The sequence below is a fragment of the Aeromonas sp. INTO2 genome, from assembly GCF_049860605.1.
GTDB lineage: Bacteria > Pseudomonadota > Gammaproteobacteria > Enterobacterales > Aeromonadaceae > Aeromonas > Aeromonas caviae.
In genome coordinates, this window is record NZ_CP187588.1 from 640,455 (window position 1) to 664,684 (window position 24,230).

Sequence of the window (24,230 nt, forward strand, 5' to 3'; positions counted from 1 at the left end):
ATAAGAACAAAATGGCTGTTAAAAAAGCATTGGTGTTGAGTTGCCTGCTGGGGGCCAGCTTCCTGGCTCAGGCTGCCCCGGCCTCTTTTGTGGTGCAAGACATTCAGGTCGAGGGCCTGCAGCGGGTGACCCTGGGTGCCGCCCTGTTGAATCTGCCGGTGCGGGTCGGTGATTCCGTCGACTCCGTGTCCCTGGCGAACGCCATCAAGAAGCTCTATGCCTCCGGCAACTTCGAGGACGTCAAGGTCTATCGCGACGGTCAGGTGCTGCAAGTGGTGGTCAAGGAGCGCCCGACCATCTCCAGCATCGAGTTCTCCGGCAACAAGGACATCAAGGAAGATCAACTGACCCAGAGCCTGGAATCCTCCGGGATCCGCGTGGGTGATCCGCTGGATCGCACCGTGCTGAGCTCCCTCGAGAAAGGGCTGGAAGATTTCTACTACGGCGTGGGCAAGTACTCCGCCAAGGTCAAGGCCATCGTCACCCCGCTGCCGCGCAACCGGGTCGACCTCAAGTTCACCTTCGTGGAAGGGGAAGCGGCCAAGATCCAACAGATCAACATCGTCGGCAACAACGTCTTCCCGGAAGAGAAGCTGCTGGCCCAGCTCTCCCTCAAGGACGACGTGCCCTGGTGGAACTTCACCGGCGATCAGCGCTACCAGAAGCAGAAGCTGGCCGGTGACATCGAAGTGCTGCGCTCCTACTACATGGACCGCGGCTACATCCGCTTCACCCAGGAGTCCACCCAGGTCTCCATGACCCCGGACAAGAAGGGCGTTTACGTCACCCTCAACGTCAAGGAAGGGGAGCAGTACAAGGTTTCCGGCATCCAGCTCAAGGGCGACCTCATCGACCGCGGCGGCGAGATGAAGGGCCTTATCCCCATCGAGGCGGGCAGCGTCTACTCCGCCAGCCAGGTGACCCATACCGAAGAGGTGCTCTCCAAGTTCCTCGGCCGTTACGGCTACGCCTATCCGAAAGTGGTCACCTTCCCCCAGATCAATGACCAGACCAAGGAAGTGGAGCTCATCGTCAACGTGGAGCCGGGTCCCCGGGTCTATGTGCGCAACATCAACTTCAGCGGCAACGTCACCACCAAGGATGAAGTGCTGCGTCGCGAGATGCGCCAGATGGAGGGCACCTGGCTCTCCTCCGACAACGTCGAGCAGTCCAAGACCCGTCTCAACCGCCTCGGCTTCTTCGAGACCGCGGAAGTGGACACCAAGCGGGTGCCGGGCAGCGATGACCAGGTCGATCTGGACTTCAAGGTCAAGGAGCAGCCGGCGGGGTCCATCAACGCCGGTATCGGCTACGGCACCGAGTCGGGTCTGAGCCTGCAGGCGGGTCTGCAACAGGACAACTTCATGGGGACCGGCAAGAAGATCGGCATCAACGCCAGCACCAACGACTACTCCAAGAGCGTCGACCTGAGCTATAACGACCCCTACTTCACCGTGGACGGGGTGAGCCTGGGCGGCCGTCTCTACTACAACAAGTTCAGTGCGGCCGACGCCAACATCGTGGACTACGAGAACACCACCGTCGGTTTCCGTCTCTCCAGCGGCTTCCCGGTCAACGAGAACAACCGTCTCGACTTCAGCCTGGGCTACGAGAACAACAAGCTCTCCCAGCCCAACCCCTATGTACAGGTGGACGAGTTCTGGAAGGTCTACAACGGCAATCTGGATGGCGACAACCGCATGGTGTTCAACACCGTGGACGTCACCGCCGGCTGGACCCGCTCCACCCTCAACAAGGGTCAGTTCCCGACCTCCGGTGACCGCCAGCGGGTGAACGCCAAGGTGACGGTGCCCGGTATGGATCTGCAGTACTTCAAGCTCAACGCAGAAGATGCCCACTACTTCCCGTTTGATGCCGACCACAAGTGGGTCATGCTGGCCAAGGCTCGTGCCTCCTACGGCGATGGCTACGGCACCAATGGCGATTACGAGCACGTCCTGCCGTTCTTCGAGAACTACTACGCCGGTGGTTTCGATACCCTGCGCGGTTTCAAGAGTAACACGGTCGGTCCGAAGGCGCTCTACTACTACAACCTGAGCGGCAACGACGTCATCCAGGGCACTGACAGCTCGGTCGGGGGCAACGCCCTGGCGGTGGCCTCGCTGGAAATGATCGTGCCGACGCCCTTTGCCTCCGAGACCTATCAGCCCCAGCTGCGGACCAGTTTCTTCATCGACGCCGGTTCTGTGTGGGATACCCACTTCGACTACAGCCAGTATCAGAACCGTTGCTTCAGTGGTTGCAACTATCTGATGGACTACTCCGACCCGAGCAACATCCGGATGTCGACCGGTCTGTCGCTGCAGTGGCTCTCTCCCATGGGCCCGCTGGTGTTCGTGCTGGCAAGACCAATCAAGAAATACGAAGGGGACGACACCGAAGTCTTCTCCTTCAACATCGGCCGTACCTTCTAAGGGAAGCGGACGTCCCCCCGCCATGGCGGGGGGAAGCATGATGGGTCGCGCGTTTGCGTGCCTCACCAGGTAACAAGACGATCTCGTGGATCGCTTGCACAATCAGGTAAATCAGGTAGCCCTCGACCGAGGGACCAAGGAGTAAGTGTGAATAAAGCGTTGAAAGTAGCTGGTTTGAGCTTTGCACTGATGGCTGCCGGCATGGGTTCTGCCTTCGCTGAGACCAAGATTGCCGTGGTCGACATGGGCGAAGTCTTCCAAAAGCTGCCCCAGCGTGAAGCCGTTGCCAAGAAGCTGAAGGGCGAGTTCGAGCCGCGCATGCGTGAACTGCAGAAGCTGGAGTCCGACGGTCAGGCACTGGTCGAGAAGTTCAAGAAGGACGAAGCCTTCATGAGCGCCGAACAGAAGAAGCAGAGCCAGGAGAAGCTGGCCAAGCTGCAGATGGAATTCAACCAGAAGCGTCAGGCGTTTGAACAGGACAACGGTCGCCGTCAGTCCGAAGAGCGCAACAAGATCCTGACCAAGGTGCAGGCTGCCATTGACGCCATCGCCAAGAGCAATGGCTACGATCTGGTGCTGGAGCGCAACGCCGCCCCGTATGCAGCCAGCAAGCTGGACATCTCCGGCCAGGTTATTTCTCAGGTTAGCAAGAGCAACTAATTGATGGCATTCACTCTCGCACAGCTGGCCCAGCAACTGGGGGCCGAGGTCCATGGGGATGGGACCCGGGAAATTCGCAAGGTCGCGACACTGGAAAAAGCCGGGGAGGGGGAGATAGCCTTCCTGTCCAACAAGAAGTACCGGCATTTTCTGGAGCAGAGCAAGGCCACTGCCGTGCTCATCACCGAGGCAGACCTGCCGTTTTGCCCCACCAACGCCCTGGTGCTCAAGGACCCCTACGTGGGCTTTGCCCGGGTTGCCCAACTGCTGGACACCACCCCGCAGCCGGCCATGGATATCCATCCTAGCGCCGTCATCGCGGCTGACGTGCAACTGGGCGAGAGAGTGGCCATCGGTGCCAATGCGGTGATCGAATCCGGCGTCGTGCTGGGTGACGATGTGCGCATCGGCCCGGGCTGTTTCGTTGGCAAGGATACCCGACTGGGAGCGCGCTCCCGGTTGTGGGCCAACGTCACCCTCTATCACAACGTGACCCTGGGCACGGACTGTCTGGTACAGGCCGGCACCGTGATCGGGGCAGACGGTTTCGGTTATGCCAACGAGCGCGGCGAGTGGATCAAGATCCCCCAGCTCGGCGGCGTGACCATCGGCAACCGGGTCGAGATCGGTGCCTGCACCACCATCGACCGCGGTGCGCTGGAAGATACCCGCATCGCTGACAACGTCATCATCGACAACCAGTGCCAGATCGCCCACAACGTCGAGATCGGCTACGGCACTGCCGTGGCGGGCTCCACCGTGATGGCCGGTAGTCTCAAGGTCGGCAAATACTGTATCATTGGTGGTGCCTCCGTCTTTAACGGGCACATGGAGATCTGCGACCAGGCCACCGTCACCGGCATGGCCATGGTGATGCGTCCCATCACCGAGCCCGGTATCTACTCTTCCGGCATCCCCCTGCAAACCAATAAAGAGTGGCGCAAGACCGCCGCCCGGGTGATGCGTATCGAAGAGATGCACAAGCGGTTGAGCAAGCTTGAGAAAAAGCTGGATCAAGAATAATCACGATTGGTATAGGGTACTGTTTTGACTACTGAAAAGAAGAGCCTGGGCATCCAGGAAATCATGGATCTGCTGCCCCACCGTTATCCGTTCCTGATGGTGGACAAGGTGGAAAACTACGAGATCAGCGATGAGCGCAAGACCCTGCGCGCCATCAAGAACGTTTCGTTCAACGAGCCGATCTTCCAGGGCCACTTCCCGGCCAAGCCGGTCTTCCCCGGCGTGCTGATCCTGGAAGCCATGGCCCAGGCCACCGGTATCCTGGCCTTCACCATGGTGGGCAAGCCGTCCCCCAACGAGCTCTATTACTTTGCCTCCATCGACAACGCCCGCTTCAAGCGCCCGGTGGGCCCCGGCGATCAGCTGGTGCTGGATGTGGAGTTCCTGAAGGAGCGTCGCGGCATCGCCAAGTTCACCGGTGTCGCCACCGTCGACGGTGAAGTGGTCTGTACTGCCGAACTGATGTGCGCCAAGCGCGAGGTATAACCGTGATCGATCAGACTGCCATCATCCACGACACCGCCATCGTCCATGAGTCTGCCGTCATCGGCAAAGGGGTTGAAATCGGCCCCTTTACTGTCATCGGCGCCGAGGTGGAAATCGGTGACAACACCTGGGTGAGTTCCCACGTGGTGATCAAGGGCCCGACCAAGATTGGTCGCGGCAACAAGATCTTCCAGCACACCTCCATCGGTGAGGATTGCCAGGACAAGAAGTACGCCGGCGAGCGCACCTTCCTCGAGATCGGCGACAACAACGTGTTTCGCGAGAACTGCACCGTGCACCGCGGCACCACCCAGGACCAGAGCCTGACCAAGGTGGGTAGCGGCAACCTGTTCATGGTCAACGTTCACGTGGCCCACGACTGCATCATCGGTGACAACTGCATCTTCGCCAACAACGCCACCCTGGCGGGCCATGTGCACATCGGTGACTTCGTGATCTTCGGCGGTCTGTCTGCCATTCACCAGTTCGGCCGCGTCGGCTCCCACGCCTTCGTCGGCGGCTGCGCCGCCCTGAACAAGGACGTGCCGCCCTACGTGATGGCCGCCGGCAACTACGCCAAGCCGTTCGGGGTCAACTCCGAAGGCCTGCGCCGTCGTGGCTTCAGCGCCGAGGCGATCTCCGCCGTCAAGCGCGCCTACAAGGAGATCTTCCGCTCCGGCAAGACCATTGAAGAGGTGTTGCCCGTGCTGAGCGAGATGGCCCAGAGCGAACCGGCCATCCAGCTCTATGTGGATTTCCTCAAGGACAACGAGCGCGGGATCATCCGTGCCTGATCCCATTCGCATCGGCATCGTCGCCGGAGAGACCTCCGGCGACATCCTGGCCGCAGGGCTGGTGCGCGAACTGCAAGCCCGCTACCCGGATGCGCAGTTCGAAGGGATCGCCGGGCCGCGGATGCAGACTCTCGGCGTGAAGGCGCTGTTCGAGATGGAGGAGCTCTCCGTCATGGGCATCACCGAGGTGCTGGGCCGTCTGCCCCGCATCCTCCAGGTGCGCCGCGAACTGCTGCGCCACTTCATCGCCAATCCCCCCGACATCTTCGTCGGTGTGGATGCACCGGATTTCAATATCGGGGTGGAGCTGAAACTGCGCCGCGCCGGTATCAAGACGGTCCACTATGTCAGCCCCTCCGTCTGGGCCTGGCGTCAGGGCCGCATTCACAAGATCAAGGCGGCCACCGACATGGTGCTCGCCTTCCTGCCGTTCGAGAAAGCCTTCTACGACCGTTTCGATGCCCCCTGTCGCTTCGTCGGCCACACCATGGCGGACGACATCCCGCTGGTGCCGGATCAAGGGGCGGTGCGCGAGGCCCTCGGCATCGATCCCGCCCGTCGCTGGCTGGCGGTACTGCCGGGGAGCCGCACGGCGGAAGTGGGCTTCATGGCGCCGGTCTTCCTCGAGGCGTGCAAGCACCTGACGGTGCACAACCCGGATCTCGGTTTCATCGTGCCTCTGGTCAACCAGAAACGGCGCGAGCAGTTCCTCGCCATCAAGGCCGAGGTGGCCCCGGAGCTCGACATGGTGCTGCTGGACGGTCAGGGCCGCGAGGCCATGATTGCCGCCGACGTGGTGATGCTCGCCTCCGGCACCGCGGCCCTCGAGGCCATGCTGGTGAAAAAGCCCATGGTGGTGGGTTACAAGCTCAAACCCTTCAGCTACTTGCTGGCCCAGTGGCTGGTGAAGACGGATTATGTCTCCCTGCCGAACCTGCTGGCGGACAAGATGCTGGTGCCCGAGCTCATCCAGCACGAGTGCACCCCGGCCAACCTGGTGGAAGAGGTGAGCAAGCTGCTGGACCATGACAACAGCGAGCTCATCGCCACCTTCACCCGGTTGCACGAGAAGATCCGCTGCAATGCGGATGTGCAGGCAGCGGAAGCGGTTGCCGCGCTGCTGGAACGCTAGTGGGCTCTGCCTGTGTGTCAGGCGTGATGTTGTGCTGATACTGGCCCTGCGGGGCCGGTTTTGATTCAAGGCTATGAGATGACGATCGATATTCCCGAAGACAAGCTGATTGCCGGGGTGGACGAAGTGGGTCGCGGCCCCCTGGTGGGTGACGTGGTCACCGCCGCGGTGATCCTGGATCCTGCCAATCCCATCCTTGGCCTCGCCGACTCCAAGAAGCTCTCCGAGAAGAAGCGCCTCGCCCTGTTTGGCGAGATCAAAGAGAAGGCGCTGGCCTATGCCATTGGCCGCGCCAGCCCGGCGGAAATCGACGAGCTCAACATCCTGCACGCCACCATGCTGGCGATGCAGCGCGCCGTGGCGGGGCTCAAGGTGACGCCCGAGCTGGTCTTCATCGACGGCAACCGCTGCCCCAGATTGCCGATGGAGGCCCGCGCCGTGGTCAAGGGTGACAGCCTGGTGGCCGCCATCAGCGCCGCCTCCATCCTCGCCAAGGTGACCCGGGACGCCGAGATGACCGAGCTGGACAGCCGCCATCCCGAGTACGGTTTCGCCCGCCACAAGGGCTACCCGACGGCGGAGCACCTCGCCATTCTGGCCGAACGGGGCCCGCTGCCCGAATACCGGCAGAGCTTCAAGCCGGTGCGCCGCGCCCTGGGGATCGAATAACCGATGCCGATCTGTCTGAACGATTTCTGCTTGCGCAATGAGAGGGCGTGACCATGGCTGATCCTCGTTTCATCCACCTGAGGGTGCACTCCGACTTCTCCATGGTCGACGGCCTGCAGAAGATCGGTCCCATCGTCTCCGCTGCCGCCGCCAACAACATGCCGGCCCTGGCCCTGACGGACCAGATGAACATGTGCGGCCTGGTGCGCTTCTACGGCTCTGCCCACGGCAAGGGGATCAAGCCCATCGTCGGGGCGGATTTCTGGGTGCAGAGCGACGAGCTTGGGGACGAGCAGTTTCGCCTCACCCTGCTCGCCATGGACAACGACGGCTACCAGAACATCACCCTGCTCATCTCCCGCGGCTATCAGCGCGGTCATGTGCAGGGGCGCCCCGTCATCGACAAGGCCTGGCTTGGCGAACATGCCAAGGGGGTGATCGTCCTCTCCGGCGGGCGCGAGGGGGATGTGGGCAAGTTCCTGCTCAAGGGCAACCGCCAGATGGTGGAGCATTGCCTCGCCTTCTACCAGACCCACTTCCCGGATGCCTACTACCTGGAGCTGCTGCGTACCGGCCGCCCGGACGAGGAGGTCTACCTCCACATGGCGGTGGCCATTGCCACCGAGTTCGAGCTGCCGGTGGTGGCCACCAACGAGGTGGTGTTCCTCACCGCCGATGACTTCGATGCCCACGAGATCCGGGTCGCCATCCACGACGGCTACACCCTGATGGACAAGCGCCGACCGCGCCGCTACAGCCCCCAGCAGTACCTGCGCAGTCAGGAGGAGATGGCGGAGCTGTTTGCCGACATCCCGGAAGCCCTGGAAAACACGGTGGAAATCGCCAAGCGCTGCAACGTGACGGTGCGCCTTGGCGAGTATTTCCTGCCCAATTTCCCCACCGGCGACATGACCACCGAGGACTTCCTGGTCATGAAGTCGAAGGAAGGGCTGGAGGAGCGGCTTGAATTCCTGTTCCCGGATCCGGCGGTGCGGGCCGAGCGTCGTCCCGAGTATGACGAGCGTCTCGACATCGAGCTCAAAGTGATCAACCAGATGGGCTTCCCGGGTTACTTCCTCATCGTGATGGAGTTTATCCAGTGGTCCAAGGACAACGGCATCCCCGTCGGTCCGGGCCGGGGCTCGGGGGCGGGGTCGCTGGTGGCCTATGCCCTCAAGATCACCGATCTCGATCCGCTGGAATTTGACCTGCTGTTCGAACGTTTCCTGAACCCCGAGCGGGTCTCCATGCCCGACTTCGACGTCGACTTCTGCATGGACAGGCGCGACGAGGTGATCGATCACGTCTCCGAGATGTATGGCCGGGAGGCGGTATCCCAGATCATCACCTTCGGCAGCATGGCAGCCAAGGCGGTGGTGCGGGACGTCGGCCGGGTGCTGGGCCACGCCTACGGTTTTGTGGATCGCATCTCCAAGCTGATCCCGCCGGATCCGGGCATGACCCTCGCCAAGGCGTTCGAAGCCGAGCCCAAGTTGCCGGAGCTCTACGAGCAGGACGAGGAGGTCAAGGACCTCATCGACATGGCCCGCCGCCTGGAAGGGGTGGTGCGCAACGCCGGCAAGCACGCCGGTGGCGTGGTGATCGCGCCCACCAAGATCACCGACTTCGCGCCGCTCTATTGCGACGACGAGGGGCATCACCCGGTCACCCAGTTCGACAAGAACGACGTGGAGTATGCCGGGCTGGTGAAGTTCGACTTCCTGGGTCTGCGCACGCTCACCATCATCGACTGGGCCCTTGGCATGATAAACCCCCGTCTTGCCAAAGAGGGCAAGCCGCCGGTGGACATCGCCGCCATCCCCATCGACGACAAGAAGTCGTTCGCCCTCTTGCAGCGTTTCGAGACCACGGCGGTGTTCCAGCTCGAATCCCGCGGCATGAAGGACCTCATCAAGCGGCTGCAGCCCGACTGCTTCGAAGACATGATCGCGCTGGTGGCCCTGTTCCGCCCGGGCCCGCTCCAGTCGGGCATGGTGGACAACTTCATCGAGCGCAAGCACGGCAAGGAGGCCATCTCCTACCCGGACGAGAAGTGGCAGCACGAAAGCCTCAAACCCATACTCGAGCCCACCTACGGCATCATCCTCTACCAGGAGCAGGTGATGCAGATCGCCCAGACCCTGGCGGGGTATACCCTGGGTGGCGCGGACATGCTGCGTCGGGCCATGGGCAAGAAAAAACCCGAAGAGATGGCCAAGCAGCGGGCGGGCTTCGAGGAGGGGGCGGTCAAGAACGGCGTCGACGGCGAACTGGCGATGAAGATCTTCGATCTGGTGGAGAAGTTTGCGGGCTACGGCTTCAACAAGTCCCACTCCGCTGCCTATGCGCTGGTCTCTTACCAGACCCTCTGGCTCAAGACCCATTTCCCGGCGGAGTTCATGGCGGCGGTGATGACCGCGGACATGGACAACACCGACAAGATAGTGACCCTGGTGGACGAGTGTCAGCGCATGGGGCTGACCGTGATCCCGCCGGACGTCAACACCGGTCGCTACCGCTTCAGTGTCAACGAGGACGGCCACATCGTCTACGGCATCGGCGCGGTGAAGGGGGTCGGGGAAGGGCCCATCGAGGCGATCCTGGACGCGCGGGATCGGGACGGTCCGTTCCGCGACCTGTTCGATTTCTGCAACCGGGTCGACATCAAGAAGCTCAACAAGCGGGTGATGGAGAAGCTCATCCTCTCCGGCGCCATGGACAGGCTCGGCCCCCACCGCGCCGCCCTGATGGCGACCCTGGAGGAGGCGATGCGCGCCGCCGAGCAGCACGCCAAGGCCCAGGCGGTGGGGCAGGTCGACATGTTCGGCGTGCTCACGGAGGAGATCGACGACGTCAAGAAGGCGTTCGCCAACGTGCCGCACTGGCCCGACAAGGTGTGGCTGGAAGGGGAGCGCGAGACCCTCGGGCTCTACCTCACCGGTCACCCCATCAACCAGTACAGCAGCGAGCTGCGGCGCTACACCTCGGGCCGACTGTGCGATCTGCATCCCACCTCCCGGGATACGGTGACCACGGCGGCGGGGTTGGTGATCGCGGCGCGCAGCATGGTGACCAAGCGCGGCAACAAGATGGGGATCTTCACCCTGGACGACAGATCCGGCCGTCTGGATGTGACCCTTTTCAGTGAAGCGCTGGAAAAATACGAAGAATTGATGCAAAAAGACCGTATTTTAGTGGTTTCTGGACAGGTCAGCTTTGATGACTTCTCCGGTGGCCTTAAAATGTCGGCCCGCGAGTTGCTGGATATCAACGATGCGAGGGAGCGTTTTGCCAGGGCAATCCGCATCTCCCTCGATGAACAACGCATTGACGAGCGCTTTTTCCCGCGTTTGTGCGAGATTTTGGAGCCCGCCCGTGCCGGAGTCTGTCCGGTTCAGGTAAACTATCGTCGCCCCGGTTCCCGGGTGCGATTGACGCTCGGTACCGAGTGGCGGGTGACGCCCACCGATCAACTGATAGATGACTTGCGAGTCCTGCTTGGACGAGAGCGGGTTGAATTGGTTTTTGATTAGAGGATCTATTGTCCCTATGAGTCTTTTTCTGGATTTTGAACAGCCGATCGCCGAGTTGCAGGCACAGATCGATGAACTGCGCCATGTGAGCGAGCACAACAGTGCCGTGGATCTCAGCGAAGACATTCGCCGGCTGGAGAAGAAAAACGAAGAGCTGACCAAGAAGATCTTCGGCGATCTGGGTGCCTGGCAGGTATCCCAGATGGCACGTCATCCCCAGCGCCCCTACACCCTCGACTACATCGAGCAGATCTTCACCGATTTCGACGAGCTGGCCGGGGATCGCGCCTATGCCGATGACAAGGCCATCGTCGGCGGCATCGCCCGTCTCGACGGCGAGCCCGTGATGATCATCGGTCACCAGAAGGGTCGCGAGACCAAGGAGAAGATCAAGCGCAACTTCGGTATGCCGCGCCCGGAAGGGTACCGCAAGGCCCTGCGCCTGATGGAGATGGCCGAGCGCTTCAAGATGCCGATCATCACCTTCATCGACACCCCGGGTGCCTACCCCGGCGTGGGTGCCGAGGAGCGTGGCCAGTCCGAAGCCATCGCCCGCAACCTGAAAGTCATGGCCGGCCTGACCGTGCCGGTGGTCTGCACCGTGATCGGTGAAGGCGGCTCCGGCGGCGCTCTCGCCATCGGCGTGGGCGATCGGGTCAACATGCTGCAGTACTCCACCTACTCCGTCATCTCCCCGGAAGGGTGCGCCTCCATCCTGTGGAAGAGCGCCGAGAAGGCCTCGGTGGCGGCGGATGCCATGGGCATCACCGCCCAGCGCCTGAAGGAGCTGAAGCTCATCGACAACATCGTCGAGGAGCCCCTCGGCGGTGCCCACCGCGACGTGGAGAAGATGGCCAAGCACCTGAAAGCGCGCATCAAGCAGGATCTGGATGCCCTGCGCCCCCTCGACAGCGAGCAACTGCTGGAGCAGCGCTACCAGCGTCTGCTGGGTTACGGCTACTGCTGATCTGCCGCTTCCAATAAAAAGTCCCCGCATGCGGGGACTTTTTTTATGGGCGACGTTTGTGGGGGGACGCCGGGGCGGGCCTCAGGGAGCGGTCAGCGCCCGTTGCATACGGACGGAAGCACGCCCTCCGGCAGGGCTCAGGGCCCGCCACTCCCGCCACAGCAGCCAGCACAGGGGGGGCGTCAGCAGCAGCACGGTGGCGGGCTGTGCCATCAAGACCCCGTCGCGCCCCCACCAGAGGGGCAGCAGGAAGATGAGGGGCAGCAGCAGCACCGTCTTGGCCACGGAGATGACGAGGGCCTGGCGGGTGCGGGCCATGGCCTGCAACAGCACGATGCCGAACATGACGATCCCCTCCAGGGGCAGGGCAGCGAGGTTGAGGGTCAGGCTGCTGATGGCGGCGGCGAGCAGCTCTGCGTCCTGATCACCGGTGTAGAGCATGGCGACCGGCTGCGGCAGCAGCTGGACAATCAGCCAGACCCCCAGGCCATAGACCAGGGTGATCTTGAGCCCCATCGCCATCAGGAACTGGAGGTCGCGATAGCGCCCGGCCCCGGCTGCCTGGCTCACCAGGGGCTGGATGCCAAACGCCAGTCCCTGCAGGATGACGATGAAGACCGCCTCCGTGTATCCCGCCACGGTAAAGCCCGCCAGATCCTTGACCGTGCCGTGCACCATCAGCTGGCTGTTGTGCAGCAGCAACAGCAGCCCCAGATTGAACTGGGCGATGAGGCTCGGCAGCCCGGTGAAGAGCAGGCCGGGCATGGCCGGGAAGCGTGGCACCAGCTGGCGCCAGGTCAGCCGCAACCGGGCGTGGCGGGAGAAGAAGTACCCCAGGCCGAGCAGGCTGACCACGGCCTCCGAGAGGAGGGTGGCCTGGGCCGTGCCGGTGAGGCCGAGCCCGAGCCGGCCCACCATGATGTAGTTGAGCAGGATGTTGAGGAGGGCGCCGCCGCTCACCAGTACCATGGCGAGGCGAGGGCGGCCGTCGTTGCGAAGCAGGTAGGGCACCGCCAGGTTGCTGGCGAGCAGCAGGGTGCCACCGCCAATCCAGGTGAGGTAGTCGCTGGCCCGCTGCCAGGTGTCGGTGCCGGGGGCCATTCCCAGGGCCTGCAGGATATCGGTGTGCCAGTGGTGCAGCAGCAGCGGCGCTACCGTGCCCAGGATCAGCAGCAGCCAGAGGGCGCTGACCAGAGCCTGGCGGGCCAGAGCGAGGTTCCTGGCGCCCTGCTGGAAGGAGATGGCGGTGGCGGCCCCCATGGCGATCATGGCGGCGAGGCCGATGAGCACCATGATGACCGGATAGACCAGGTTGATGCCGGCAAGGCCGGCGGCCCCCACGTAGTGGCCGACGAAGATGCCGTCTACCAGGTAGTAGGCGCCGGAGACCAGCACGGCCATGACGGAGGGGAGGGCATAGCCCCAGAAACGGCGGGCCATGGCCCGTTGACGCAGACGGAAGTAGGCGGACATATCTGTACTCGGGAAAAGGGCCGGAATCGAGCAGACAGTCTAGTTTCTTATGGTTTAATTGATAATCAGGCTTTCATTTGATGGATTGCTGAATAGATTTCATCAATCAACGGATCCTGTGATACTCCTTCAGCATGTCGATCAGGGCTCGCAGCCCTTGCCCCAGCTGGTGCCGGCCCGGATAGAAGAGGTTGAACCCGGCAAAGCTGGGGCTCCAGTCATCCCGCACGCTCACCAGCCGCCCCGATGCCAGTGCGTCGAACACCTCCCCTTCATGGCAGTAGGCGAGCCCGAGCCCCGCCTCGGCCGCCCCCAGATAGAGCGCGGGCGTGCTGGTGGTGAGCGGGCCCGTCACTTCGATCTCCAGCAGTTCCCCCTCGGCGGCAAAGGCCCAGCGATAGTGGTGATGGGGCGTGAGCCGGTAGCCGATGCAGTCGTGCTGGCGCAGATCCGAGGGGTGGCGAGGGGTGCCACGCCGTGCCAGATAGTCGGGGGAGCCCACCACCAGATAGCGCTGCTGCGGGCCCAGGGGAACCGAGATCATCTCCTGGGGCAGCAGGTCGCCGTAGAAGAGGGCGGCGTCGTAGCCATCCTCGATGAGGCGGGGCATCAGCTCCAGCTCCTCCACCTCCACCTGCATGCGCGGGTAGCGCACCAGATAGTCGATGAGCACCGGGGCCAGCACCTCCTGGATGGCGGCTCGCGGGGCACAGAGCCTGAGCCTGCCCACGGGTTCGCCCGCGTGGCGCGTCAGCTCCGCCAGCGCCGCCTCCAGTTGCCCCAGGGTCGGCAGTACCTGGGCCAGCAGCCGTTCGCCCGCTTCGGTCGGCACCACGGCCCGGGTGCTGCGATTGAGCAGCCTGACGGCCAGGCGACTCTCCAGCCCTTTGAGGGCATGACTCAGGGCCGAGGCGGAGACCCCGAGCTCGAGGGCGGCCTTGCTGAAACTGCGGTGACGGGCGACGGCGGCAAACACGGCCAGCTCGGCGAGATCGGTGCGGGAGAGGGTCATGGTCGGTACGCAGAAAAGGGGCGGACACAAAGGGTACGCCATGGGGCGACGGGAGACAATCGGGGGGCAATGAGGGGGTTGTGACAAAATTGTTGCGCGTTTCAAGGGTGAGGTGGATTACACCAAAAAGTTTATATGTTAAAAAAAAATCGCAATATGGCGATTCAAGTGTGATCTGAAGCGACGGAAAGGCGATTCCAATCAAACTTTGGTTGATTAATTCAAAAAAACGCTGTGATTAATAGGGCCTTTTAACTAGAGTCATCTCATCGGATGAGGTGAGCGTTATCCCGTTGTTAACGAGCGAGCACGATCCCCTCTGTATTACGACTCCCCGCCCGTGTTTGTTGCAATCAGGTTGCCACAGGGAGTGGCGGCCGGATGGCCGGGGCGGAGGAACAAACAGGACGAATAGCTGGAGTTCCAGGGAAAGGAACCGGGCCCAGGCCCACTGACAAGTTAAGATCCCACTTTCCTTGATGACAGGAACACCCCTATGTCTGACATGAACATTGCAGTTGAAGGCAGCTTGAGCAAAGCCTCCTCCCGTGGCATCAACAAGGCCGACGTGGTCTGGATGCTGGGTCTGTACGGTACCGCCATCGGCGCCGGTGTCCTCTTCCTGCCGATCAATGCCGGTGTCGGTGGCCTGTGGCCGCTGGTCGCCATGCTGATCCTGGCCCTGCCGCTGACCTTCTTCGCCCACCGTGGATTGACCCGCTTCGTGCTGTCCGGCTCCACCCGTGACGGCGACATCACCGAGGTGGTGGAAGAGCACTTCGGCAAGACCGCAGGCAAGTTCATCACCCTGCTCTACTTCTTCGCCATCTACCCCATCCTGCTGATGTACTCCGTGGCCATTACCAACACCGTCGAGAGCCTGATGGTGCACCAGCTGGGCATGACGGCACCTCCCCGTGCCATCCTCTCCCTGGTGCTGATCCTGGGTCTGATGGCGATCGTTCGCCTGGGCGGCCAGGTCATCGTCAAGGCGATGAGCGTGCTGGTCTTCCCGTTCGTGGTCACTCTGATGGGCCTGGCGCTCTACCTGATCCCGCACTGGAACGGTGCCATCATCACCGAAGCCCCTGCGCTGGGTGAGGCCTTCAACGGCGACTTCATCAAGACCCTGTGGCTGGCCATCCCGGTGATGGTGTTCTCCTTCAACCACTCCCCGATCATCTCCTCCTTCGCGGTGGACAACAAAGGCCGCTACGGCGCCAACGCCGAGAAGAAGTGCAGCAACATCCTGCTGGGCGCCCACGTCATGATGGTGATGACGGTGATGTTCTTCGTGTTCAGCTGCGTGCTGAGCCTCTCCCCGGCTGACCTGGCGGCGGCCAAGGAGCAGAACATCTCCATCCTCTCCTACCTGGCCAACCACTTCGACAACCCGGTGATCGCCACCGTGGCACCGCTCATCGCCATGGTTGCCATCAGCAAGTCCTTCCTGGGTCACTACCTGGGTGCGCAAGAGGGCATGAACGGCCTGATGGCCAAGTCCCTGCGCGAGAAGGGCAAGAACGTCGACGTCAAGCAGCTGAACAAGGTGACCGCGGTCTTCATGATCCTGACCACCTGGGCCGTGGCCACCATCAACCCGAGCATCCTCGGCATGATTGAAGATCTGGGCGGCCCCATCATCGCCATGCTGCTCTTCCTGATGCCGATGTACGCCATCGCCAAGGTACCGGCCATGCGCAAATATGCCGGCAACCTCAGCAACGGCTTCGTCACCCTCATCGGCCTCATCGCCATGTCCGGCATCATCTACAAGCTGATTGCCTGATGACAGCGTTCATCCCTGTGAGAAAGCCGCCCCCCGGGGCGGTTTTTTTATGGGCACAAATGCTTAACAAAGCGGTGGTGGCGGCCTAACATGGCGGGATGTTTTTCTAGACGGGACAACAGGATATGTCTGGGTTGAAAAAGGATCTCGGGCTCTGGCAGGGGATGGGGCTGCTCGCCACCTCCCTGCTCGGTACCGGGATCTTCGTGGTACCGGCCACCGCCGCCTCGCTGGCGGGAGGGGCGTCGCTGTGGGCCTGGTTGCTGCTGATTGCTCTGGTGCTGCCCATCGCCTTTACCTTCGCCCGCCTCGGGCGGCGTTATCCCCACGCGGGTGGCGCCCCCCATCTGATTGGCCTCGCCTTTGGCAACGGCGCCGAGCGCTTCTCTGCTTTCCTGTTTCTGGCGGTGCTGCCGGTGGGCCTGCCTGCCGCCCTCACCATCGCCGCCGGTTTCTGGCACGCCCTGTTCGACATGGGGGAGTGGACCCTCTGGGGCATCCAGCTGCTCACCCTGCTCGGGGTCTTTCTGCTGGGGCTGCGGGGAGCGCGCTCCTCCGGCAACCTGCAACTGCTGATCGCCCTGGCCATTCTGGGGCTCACCCTGCTTATCTGGGTCAAGGGGGATCTCAGCTGGCGCGATGCCGCCCAGCCTCTGCCAACGGCGAGCGAGTGGCCCGCCATGGGTTCGGCGCTGGCGGTGATGTTCTGGTGTTTCGTGGGGCTCGAGGCCTTCGCCCACATGGGGGAGGAGTTCAAGCGGCCGGAGCGGGACTACCCCCTTGCCCTGCTGGGGGGCGTGCTGCTGGCGGGGCTCATCTACTGGGTACACTCCCTGGTGGTGCTCAAATATGACCTCTACGGGGACGAGGCGACCAATGCCACCGCCATTCCGGCCCTGCTCTCCCTGCTGTTCGGCCCCACCGCCAAGTGGCTGGTGGCGGTGCTGGGCTATCTCTCCTGCTTCGCCAGCATCAACATCTACCTGCAAGGTTTTGCGCGCCTTATCTGGAGCATGGCGCGGGAGGGCAAACTGCCGGTCTCCCTCTCTCGCCTCTCGGCCCGGGGCGCTCCCCTGCATGCCCTTGCCTGGGTGCTCGCCATCTGTTTCGTCTCCATCACCCTGATCCTCTGGCTGCGTCTGCCCCTCGATGCGTTGATCCGCTACGCCAATGGCAACTTCGTGCTGGTCTATCTGCTCTGCATGGCGGCCGGCTGGCGCTTGCTGTCGGGGACCGGCAAGGGGCTGGCGGGCCTCAGCGTGCTGCTCTGCACCCTGGTGCTGCTGGCCCTCGCTACCCAGGTGCTCTATGCCGTCGTGCTGAGCCTGGGGTATGGCGGCTTCTCCCTGTGGCGGCGCAGACGCCGCCGCTCGGCGTCCGATGAGGGTGTCTGCGCCATCAAGTAACTCCCGAAAAAAAGCCCCGCAGTGCGGCAATGCTGATCAGTTAAGGATCCATTGACCGATCCTTCTGCTGTAGGACAATCCGGAACCAATCACTGGTTCCGGATTTTTTTTATGTCTATTGCAAACGATCTGAACGATGTTGTTGAGGCATCTGGCGACATGCTGGCTCGGCTGGCCATTTTTGCCGACCATATTCCCGACGAATGGATTACTGCCGCTGCCGCCTTGTCTGAAAAGGCCACTATCCGCCGACGCCGCTTACCTTCTGATATGGTCTTGTGGCTCGTCGTGGGGATGGCCTTTTTCCGCAATGAGCCCATCTCCGAGGTCGCTCGGCGCCTCAACATCTGTGCAGAAGGGTTGGCCAATGATGCCTTGCTCGCGGACAGTGCCCTGTCTCAGGCCCGTCAGCGACTCGGCAAACAGCCGCTCGAGTGGCTGTTCAAACAGTGCGCCGATGTGTGGGGGCGGGAACGTTATCCTGAAGACCATTGGCACGGTTTACAGGTCTTTGCCATCGATGGGGCCCTGTTCCGAACCCAGGATATGCCTGAACTCAGAGCACATTTCGGCTCGGGTAACACCTCAACCAACCGGCAGACACCCTACCCGATGCTGCGGTTGGTCACGCTCATGAATGTCCGCTCGCATGTCATTGCCAACGCGGCCATCAGCCCGTACCGCAAAGGGGAAATCCCCCTGGCCAGCGAGTTCATTCACTCATTGCCGGACAAGTCAGTGACCCTGCTGGATAAAGGCTTCTTCGGTGCCGACCTGTTGCTGCGTATTCAGGCCGAAGACACCGACCGTCACTGGCTCATCCCGGAACGCAAGGGGCTGGTATACACGGAACTTGAGCGCTATGGCGACGGTGACCGTCTGTTGCAAATGACGGTCTCGCCTCAGGCTCGCAAGAAAAACCCGGCGTTGCCGACACACTGGCAAGTTCGCGCAGTGACCTATGAGGTGGCAGGCAAGGAGAAAACGGTCTTTACCTCCCTGCCCGTGGCGCGATTCAGTGCAGCTCAGGTGGCGACCCTGTACCACGAGCGCTGGGAAATCGAGCTGGGATACCGGGATATCAAAAGCGCGATGCAGCACAACGCCATCACGCTGAGAAGCAAGAAAGTGGGCTTGGTCTATCAGGAGCTGTGGGGATTGCTGCTTGGATACAATCTGGTCAGGCGGGAGGCCAGCCAGGCCGCCGTAGCCCATCAGCGAGCGCCCAATGAGGTGAGCTTTAAGTTTGCCTGTCAGTTCATCGCGAACCAGATGGCAGTGATGGCGGGCGCGTTATCGCCAGCCCATACGCCACGGAGGTTGGCGGAGTTGCGGGGCTGCATAGGCGTCATGTTCATAGAAAAACGCCCCAGGCCATCGAGACCCAGGGCGGTGAAGATATCAAAGACCCGTTTTCCGGTAAATCGCAATGCGGCTCCGCTTAAGTGAACAGCATTGCCGCAGTGCGGGGCTTTTTGTTGCTGGTCACAGGCTGGCGGGCAGGTCGCTGCGCAAGATGGCGTAGTGGCGCAGGGAGATGAAGCCATCCCCCTTGCGCTCGCACTCCCGCGCCGTGCCCTCGTAGTGAAAACCGGCCCTCTCCAGCAGGCGGGCTGAGGGGAGGTTGGGCTCCTCCACCACTGCCATAAGCCGGTGCAGGTCGGTGGTGCGGTAAGTGAGCGGTAGCCAGAGTTGCAGCGCCGCGCTCATCACCCCCTTGCCCCAGTGTTCGGGATAGAGCCAGTAGCCCAGCTCGGCACACCGGTGAGTCGGGTCGGCATCGTTGTAGCCGATGGCCCCCAGCGGTTCGCCCGTGTGCCGGTCGCGAATGAGGTGCCAGGCGCCACGGCCGGTGCGGGTCAGCTCGGCATACCAATCCATCTGTGCCCGGCATGCCGCCAGGCTGTCGTAGCTGACGCCGTAGTAGGCGACGACCCGGGGATCGGAGAGGCCGCGATAGATGTGAGGCAGGTCGGTGTCGGTGACGGGATCCAGCCTGATGTGGGGTGGTGCTGATGTCATGATGACTCCTTGCGGCCAGCCGTGGCTGGCCGCGTGTGTTGCGTAACAAGAAATGGATGATCCGGGCTGGCGTCAGGCAAACCCGAGCCGCTCGGCAAGGCGCGCCAGCTCGTCACGCCATTGCTGCTGCAGGCGCGGGGTCTGGTGCCTGGGCTTGCGGGCCAGATCGGCGGCGAGCAGGGCATCGAGCTCATACCAGCGCGCCAGCAGCGCCTCTTCGTCATCCCCCGTGGCGGCCGCGGTCTGCGGGTCACCTGATCGAGCCGGGCTGCCCGCCTGCGGCAAGGGGGCATCGCCCAGCAGCTCGGCATAGGCCCGCTCGGCGCTGTGAGCCTCCTGGATGCGCCCGTCCTGTATCAGCCAGAAGCGGTTGCAACTGCGCTCGATCAGCTCCCGGTCGTGGGAGACCAGCAGCACGCCCCCGGGGAAGGCCGCAATGGCGTCGGCCAGCTCCTCCTTGCCCGCAAGATCCAGGTGATTGGTGGGTTCGTCGAGCCAGAGCATGTGGTGGCTGCCGAGGGACAGGGCGAGGAACAGCAACCGTGCCCGCTCGCCCCCGCTCAGGGTGTGCACCTGCTGGCCGTGGCGGGCATAGGGGAAGCCCGCCCGGATCAGCGCCTGTCGCCGCGTCACCTCAGGCAGAGGGGCCAGGGGGTACAGCGCGTCGCTCAGGGTGGCGTCGTCAGCCAGCTGCTGCAGGGACTGATCGTAATAGGCGATGCTCGCGCCGGGGTGGCAGTACCAGCCCGCCTGCGGACTCAGGTCAGTCAGTTCGCGCCAGCACTGGCGCAGCAGGGAGGACTTGCCGGTGCCGTTGGCACCGAGCAGGGCGACCCTGTCCCCTGCCCGCAGCCAGAGCCCCTCGGCACGCAGCAGCGGCGGCAGTGCCGGTGCCGGCGATACGTCGAGGGCTTCCAGTCGCAGCAGGGTGTCGGCAGGCAGGCTCAGTCCGCGCAGCTCGAGCCGCCAGGGGGCCAGCGCCGCCACCTGGCTCTGCTCCTCCTGCAGGCGGGCGATGCGCTTTTCCATGGACTTGGCTTGGCGCACCAGCTTCTCGTTGTCATGCTCCCGCCCCCAGATGGCGAGGCGCTTGCTGCTGGCGCTCAGGCGGTCTATCTCCTTTTGCTCATCTGCCCGGCGCAGGCGGGCCTGCTCATCCTCGGCAGCCAGTGCCGCCCTGGCCGGGCTGCAGGGCAGGGCGAAGCGGTGCAACTGGCCGTCTCGCAGGATCAGGGTCTGATCCGTGACGCTGTCCAGCAGGCGAGCGTCGTGGGAGACCAGCACGAAGGCGCCGCGCCAGCCCAGCAGAAACTGCTCGAGCCAGAGCAGGGCGGGCAAGTCCAGGTGGTTGCTGGGCTCATCGAGCAGCAGCAGGTTGGGTTGGCGCAGCAGGGCGCGGCCTATCTGCAGCCGGCTGTGCTGGCCACCGCTCAGTGCACTGACCGGCAACGTGGCCTGGGCCTCCAGCTGCAGTTCGGCCAGCAGCTTGTCCACCTGCCATTCGGCGGCGGGGTCATTGCCCAGTGCATCCAGCAGCACGGCGCGGGTGCTGAGGGTGGAAAGCCCGGCGGGCAGTTGCTGGGCCACGAACTCGCAGCGGCAGGCGGCGGCCTGCACGACCCGGCCGGCCTGGGGCGTGCGCTCGCCCGCCAGCAGCGCGAGCAATGTGCTCTTGCCGCAGCCGTTGGCGCCAATCAGGCCGAGTCGGTCGCCTGCGCGAATGCCGAGTTCGAGGTGATCAAATAAGGGAAGGTGCCCCGCACTCATCTGCAGGGAATGGGTACTCATCAGGGTTGTCATGCTCTTGCTCTCTTAAATCGCGGGATGGGAAATCCCTGTCATCAGGAGCGCTGGCGACAACGGCAGAGTCGAGAAAGGTCTCGGTATGGAAGGGAGTCGGCTTTGCTCGAACCCGCTATCGCAGCGCGATGGTATGCAGGCAAGAGCACTTGAATGTGCCGAACAGGCGAGCCGAGAACATCGGACACGCTTGGATAACCATTTTTTACCTCCTTGTGTTTCGTTATGGCAGGGTGCGGCGATTATAGGCACAGAAAAAAACAGTCGTCCATCCGCCCTGTGGGGGGCCGCGGGCACCGCATCGGGAGGCGCGGGGTAAAAAAACGCCCCGTGATACGGGGCGTGGGGGGTCAGTCGCGGGGGGTCTTGAGGGCCTCAATCACATCGTCACTGGGGGCCAGTCCCTCCACGTGGTTGAAGCTCTCCAGCCCCTCCTGGGGATTGATGGTGAGGGCGTCGGCGCTCAGGTAGCTGCCGCTGCCGGCGCTCTCCACCACGACGATGACTTCAGGCTGCTTGTCGCCGTTGAGATCCAGCAGCTTGATCTCCTTGATACTGCCATCGCGCGGCAGCACCTTGCCGTCGATGAACTGATCCAGCGGAAACTGGGGGTTGGCACCGGAGTAGAGGCGCACGTCGTAGCTGCCGGTGGAGGCGGGCTCGCCGCGCCCTTCGCTGACGGTCACCACCTGGCCGGAGGGGAGTGTCAGCTGTTTGAAGAAGCCGTCCGCCGCCTGGCTGGCGAGGGGCAGGGTGAGCAGGCCGAGAGTAAGGAATAAGGCTTTCATGGAGAGGACCCTTGTTGCTGCTTGTGTGTCTGTGACGAGCAGGGGACGCTTCCCTGCCACGTCGGAAGCGGGCAGGGGGCCGCTGGTCGGCCGCCCCCTGCCCGGGTTGTCATCACCATATCTTGACCCGTTTGGCCGGGTCCAGATAGAGCTTGTCGCCGGGCTGGATCTTGAATGCCTCGTAGAAGGCGGGGATGTTCGGTACCACGCCGTTGACCCGGTATTCCGGCGGCGAGTGGGGATCCGAGGCGAGCAGCATCTGCATCAGCTCGGGGCGATACATGCCCTTCCACACCTGGGCCCAGCCGAGGAAGAAGCGCTGCTCGCCGGTAAAACCGTCCAGCACCGGGGCCTCCTTGCCATCCAGGGAGAGCAGGTAGGCCTTGTGGGCGATGGTGAGGCCGCCGAGATCGCCGATGTTCTCCCCCAGGGTAAACTGGCCGTTGACGTACTGGCCCTTGATGGGCTCGAAGCGGTTGTACTGGGCCACCAGCCGGCTGGTGCGGAAGCGAAACTCCTTGAGATCCGCCGGCGTCCACCAGTCGCGCATCACGCCGTCACCGTCGGATTTGGCCCCCTGATCATCAAAACCGTGGCCCATCTCGTGGCCGATCACCCCGCCGATGGCGCCGTAGTTGACCGCATCGTCCGCCGTCATGTCGAAGAAGGGGGGCTGCAAAATGGCGGCCGGGAAGACGATCTCGTTGTTGCTCGGGTTGTAGTAGGCGTTCACCGTCTGGGGGGACATGTGCCACTCGTCCCGATCGACCGGCTTGCCGAGGCGAGCCAGGTTGTCGGCGTATTCGAAGGCGCGGGCCCGCTGCAGGTTGCCCACCAGATCGTCGGGGCGAATGGTGATGGCGCTGTAGTCCTTCCACTTGTCCGGGTAGCCGATCTTGGGTCTGAACTTGGCGAGCTTCTCGAGGGCCTGGGTCTTGGTGGCCGGGGACATCCAGTCCAGCTCCTGGATGCTCTGGCCGTAGGCGGTGCGCAGGTTCTCCACCAGCTGCTCCATACGGGCCTTGGCCGCTGGCGGGAAGTAGCGCTCGACATAGAGCTTGCCCACCGCCTCCCCGAGGTTGTTGTCCAGCACCCCGAGGGCCCGCTCCCAGGGGGCGCGCTGCTTGGGCGTGCCGCTCAGGGCGGTGCCGAAGAAGGCAAAATTCTGGGCATCGGTCTGGCTGTCGAGGTAGGGGGCGTAATCGGTGATGAGCTGCCACTTGAGGTAGGCCTGCCAGTCAGCGACCGGAGTCTGCTGCATCACCTCGTTCAGGGCCGAGAGGTAGGTGGGCTGGCCGATGACCAGGCTCTGTTGCCCCGCAAGGCCGGCCTGGGCCAGGTAGGTGTCCCAGTCGATGGCGGGGGCGAGGCGCCCCAGCTCGCTCACCGGTCCCTTGTTGTAGTTCTTCTCTCTGTCCCGCAGGGCCACGTTGTCCCACTGGATCTGGGCGAGCCTGGTCTCGAGGGCCAGGATGCGTTTCGCCTTGGCCTGGGCATCCGTCTCACCGAAGCGGGCCAGCATGGCGGCGATGTGCTGCTCGTACTTGTGCAGCAGTGCCTGGCTGTTGGGGTCGCGCTTGAGGTAGTAGTCCCGATCCGGCAGGCCGAGGCCGGCCTGGTAGAGGTAGACGGCATAGCTGTCAGGAGCCTTGGCGTCGGCGTCTATCCAGAAACCGAAGGGGGAGCCGCCACCGGTGCGGGCGCTCTGGGCGAAGGCGCGGGCGAGATCCTGCGGCGTGCTGATCTGCTCTATCTCGCTCAGCATCGGCAGCAGGGGCGTGGTGCCCTTGGCGTTGCGGGCGGCCTGATCCAGATAGCTCTGGTAGAGGTCGTGGATCTGCTGTGCAGGGGTGCCGGCGGCGGCCTTGCCATCCAGCCCCTCCACCAGCACCCGCACGTCCGCCAGGGATTTGTCCCGCAGCAGGTAGAAGGCGCCGTCGGCGGGCCTGTCATCGGGGATCTTGGCCGTGGCGAGCCAGTGGCCGTTCACGTAGCGGAAGAAGTCGTCACCAGGTTTGACGCTGGTGTCCATGTTGGCCAGCGCAAGGCCGGAGTGTTTGTCCGGTTGGTTCGGTGCCTGACTGCAACCGGCCAGCAGGGCCAGCCCGACGAGGGTGGCCAGGATGTGTTTCTTGTTGTTCATTATGGTTTTATTCCAATTCGGGTTATATGGCTTCCTTGCCCACGCAGGGAGCGATTCACTCTAGCAGCCGGGTTAGCGCTTGATAAGCCCGACTCTGC

General features: G+C 63.1%; 18 protein-coding genes. 12 read left to right on the plus strand and 6 right to left on the minus strand.

Translation table 11 applies throughout. From position 1 onward, the window contains the following. Positions 1-11 precede the first annotated feature (11 nt). The 9 genes from bamA to accA all read left to right on the plus strand — a co-directional run bounded on the left by bamA (position 12) and on the right by accA (position 11,699). A complete protein-coding gene (gene bamA, locus ACPW74_RS03140) occupies positions 12-2,435 on the plus strand; it encodes an outer membrane protein assembly factor BamA (protein ID WP_425858556.1) in 2,424 nt (807 codons plus the stop codon). 147 nt (positions 2,436-2,582) lie between these two features. Beyond that, positions 2,583-3,095, plus strand: a complete 513-nt coding sequence (locus tag ACPW74_RS03145) for an OmpH family outer membrane protein (RefSeq protein WP_029313943.1) — start codon at positions 2,583-2,585, stop codon at positions 3,093-3,095. 3 nt (positions 3,096-3,098) lie between these two features. After that, complete coding sequence (gene lpxD, locus ACPW74_RS03150; RefSeq protein ID WP_039039449.1) at positions 3,099-4,118, plus strand: UDP-3-O-(3-hydroxymyristoyl)glucosamine N-acyltransferase; 1,020 nt, start codon at positions 3,099-3,101, stop codon at positions 4,116-4,118. Positions 4,119-4,142: 24 nt separating this feature from the next. After that, positions 4,143-4,604, plus strand: coding sequence for a 3-hydroxyacyl-ACP dehydratase FabZ (gene fabZ, locus ACPW74_RS03155; RefSeq protein WP_010673414.1), 462 nt, complete (start codon positions 4,143-4,145; stop codon positions 4,602-4,604). 2 nt (positions 4,605-4,606) lie between these two features. Then, the gene (gene lpxA / locus ACPW74_RS03160) at positions 4,607-5,398 is read left to right on the plus strand and encodes an acyl-ACP--UDP-N-acetylglucosamine O-acyltransferase (protein WP_010673415.1); all 792 of its coding nucleotides are present in this window, start codon (positions 4,607-4,609) and stop codon (positions 5,396-5,398) included. Continuing rightward, positions 5,391-6,530 (plus strand): lipid-A-disaccharide synthase, encoded by a 1,140-nt coding sequence (gene lpxB, locus ACPW74_RS03165; protein ID WP_103255024.1) that lies wholly within the window; start codon positions 5,391-5,393, stop codon positions 6,528-6,530. The genes lpxA and lpxB overlap by 8 nt, the downstream gene beginning before the upstream one ends. A gap of 78 nt (positions 6,531-6,608) precedes the next feature. After that, positions 6,609-7,199, plus strand: a complete 591-nt coding sequence (rnhB, locus tag ACPW74_RS03170; protein WP_039039433.1) for a ribonuclease HII — start codon at positions 6,609-6,611, stop codon at positions 7,197-7,199. Between the two features lie 53 nt (positions 7,200-7,252). Next, on the plus strand, positions 7,253-10,732 hold the full coding sequence (dnaE, locus tag ACPW74_RS03175; RefSeq protein WP_139736831.1) for a DNA polymerase III subunit alpha: 3,480 nt from the start codon (positions 7,253-7,255) through the stop codon (positions 10,730-10,732). 16 nt (positions 10,733-10,748) lie between these two features. After that, positions 10,749-11,699 carry an acetyl-CoA carboxylase carboxyl transferase subunit alpha gene (accA, locus tag ACPW74_RS03180; protein WP_010673419.1) on the plus strand — a complete coding sequence of 317 codons (951 nt, stop codon included), beginning with the start codon at positions 10,749-10,751 and terminating at the stop codon, positions 11,697-11,699. An 81-nt stretch (positions 11,700-11,780) separates the two neighbouring features. On the opposite strand, the gene ACPW74_RS03185 is transcribed toward accA, so the two are convergent. Together ACPW74_RS03185 and ACPW74_RS03190 are read right to left on the minus strand one after the other, a co-directional pair. Continuing rightward, positions 11,781-13,172 carry an MATE family efflux transporter gene (locus tag ACPW74_RS03185; protein ID WP_425858557.1) on the minus strand — a complete coding sequence of 464 codons (1,392 nt, stop codon included), beginning with the start codon at positions 13,170-13,172 and terminating at the stop codon, positions 11,781-11,783. A 106-nt stretch (positions 13,173-13,278) separates the two neighbouring features. Continuing rightward, positions 13,279-14,184 carry a LysR family transcriptional regulator gene (locus ACPW74_RS03190; RefSeq protein WP_201872230.1) on the minus strand — a complete coding sequence of 302 codons (906 nt, stop codon included), beginning with the start codon at positions 14,182-14,184 and terminating at the stop codon, positions 13,279-13,281. A gap of 496 nt (positions 14,185-14,680) precedes the next feature. Between ACPW74_RS03190 and ACPW74_RS03195 the strand changes: the two genes are divergently transcribed. From ACPW74_RS03195 to ACPW74_RS03205, 3 genes are all read left to right on the plus strand, one after another. Then, positions 14,681-15,973 (plus strand): HAAAP family serine/threonine permease, encoded by a 1,293-nt coding sequence (locus ACPW74_RS03195; RefSeq protein WP_049636279.1) that lies wholly within the window; start codon positions 14,681-14,683, stop codon positions 15,971-15,973. A gap of 125 nt (positions 15,974-16,098) precedes the next feature. Further along, complete coding sequence (gene yjeH / locus ACPW74_RS03200) at positions 16,099-17,379, plus strand: L-methionine/branched-chain amino acid transporter (protein WP_041211297.1); 1,281 nt, start codon at positions 16,099-16,101, stop codon at positions 17,377-17,379. Positions 17,380-17,490: 111 nt separating this feature from the next. Then, positions 17,491-18,828 (plus strand): IS4-like element ISAeme15 family transposase, encoded by a 1,338-nt coding sequence (locus tag ACPW74_RS03205; protein WP_261237945.1) that lies wholly within the window; start codon positions 17,491-17,493, stop codon positions 18,826-18,828. Between the two features lie 36 nt (positions 18,829-18,864). On the opposite strand, the gene ACPW74_RS03210 is transcribed toward ACPW74_RS03205, so the two are convergent. From ACPW74_RS03210 to ACPW74_RS03225, 4 genes are all read right to left on the minus strand, one after another. Next, a complete protein-coding gene (locus ACPW74_RS03210; protein ID WP_151027928.1) occupies positions 18,865-19,401 on the minus strand; it encodes a GNAT family N-acetyltransferase in 537 nt (178 codons plus the stop codon). Between the two features lie 72 nt (positions 19,402-19,473). Beyond that, positions 19,474-21,201: an ABC-F family ATP-binding cassette domain-containing protein gene (locus tag ACPW74_RS03215; RefSeq protein ID WP_425858558.1), complete on the minus strand. Its 1,728-nt coding sequence runs from the start codon at positions 21,199-21,201 to the stop codon at positions 19,474-19,476. Between the two features lie 350 nt (positions 21,202-21,551). Next, positions 21,552-21,989 carry a PliI family lysozyme inhibitor of I-type lysozyme gene (locus ACPW74_RS03220; RefSeq protein ID WP_010673427.1) on the minus strand — a complete coding sequence of 146 codons (438 nt, stop codon included), beginning with the start codon at positions 21,987-21,989 and terminating at the stop codon, positions 21,552-21,554. Positions 21,990-22,101: 112 nt separating this feature from the next. After that, on the minus strand, positions 22,102-24,132 hold the full coding sequence (locus tag ACPW74_RS03225; protein ID WP_182976004.1) for a M13 family metallopeptidase: 2,031 nt from the start codon (positions 24,130-24,132) through the stop codon (positions 22,102-22,104). Positions 24,133-24,230 lie beyond the last annotated feature (98 nt).

What these genes read in the sequence shown, in the direction of transcription:
- bamA (WP_425858556.1), top strand. Translation starts at nt 12, where the DNA reads ATGGCTGTTAAAAAAGCATTGGTGTTGAGTTGCCTGCTGGGGGCCAGC.
- lpxD (WP_039039449.1), top strand. Translation starts at nt 3,099, where the DNA reads ATGGCATTCACTCTCGCACAGCTGGCCCAGCAACTGGGGGCCGAGGTC.
- rnhB (WP_039039433.1), top strand. Translation starts at nt 6,609, where the DNA reads ATGACGATCGATATTCCCGAAGACAAGCTGATTGCCGGGGTGGACGAA.
- dnaE (WP_139736831.1), top strand. Translation starts at nt 7,253, where the DNA reads ATGGCTGATCCTCGTTTCATCCACCTGAGGGTGCACTCCGACTTCTCC.
- accA (WP_010673419.1), top strand. Translation starts at nt 10,749, where the DNA reads ATGAGTCTTTTTCTGGATTTTGAACAGCCGATCGCCGAGTTGCAGGCA.
- ACPW74_RS03185 (WP_425858557.1), bottom strand. Translation starts at nt 13,172, where the DNA reads ATGTCCGCCTACTTCCGTCTGCGTCAACGGGCCATGGCCCGCCGTTTC.
- ACPW74_RS03190 (WP_201872230.1), bottom strand. Translation starts at nt 14,184, where the DNA reads ATGACCCTCTCCCGCACCGATCTCGCCGAGCTGGCCGTGTTTGCCGCC.
- ACPW74_RS03195 (WP_049636279.1), top strand. Translation starts at nt 14,681, where the DNA reads ATGTCTGACATGAACATTGCAGTTGAAGGCAGCTTGAGCAAAGCCTCC.
- yjeH (WP_041211297.1), top strand. Translation starts at nt 16,099, where the DNA reads ATGTCTGGGTTGAAAAAGGATCTCGGGCTCTGGCAGGGGATGGGGCTG.
- ACPW74_RS03205 (WP_261237945.1), top strand. Translation starts at nt 17,491, where the DNA reads ATGTCTATTGCAAACGATCTGAACGATGTTGTTGAGGCATCTGGCGAC.
- ACPW74_RS03210 (WP_151027928.1), bottom strand. Translation starts at nt 19,401, where the DNA reads ATGACATCAGCACCACCCCACATCAGGCTGGATCCCGTCACCGACACC.
- ACPW74_RS03215 (WP_425858558.1), bottom strand. Translation starts at nt 21,201, where the DNA reads ATGACAACCCTGATGAGTACCCATTCCCTGCAGATGAGTGCGGGGCAC.
- ACPW74_RS03220 (WP_010673427.1), bottom strand. Translation starts at nt 21,989, where the DNA reads ATGAAAGCCTTATTCCTTACTCTCGGCCTGCTCACCCTGCCCCTCGCC.
- ACPW74_RS03225 (WP_182976004.1), bottom strand. Translation starts at nt 24,132, where the DNA reads ATGAACAACAAGAAACACATCCTGGCCACCCTCGTCGGGCTGGCCCTG.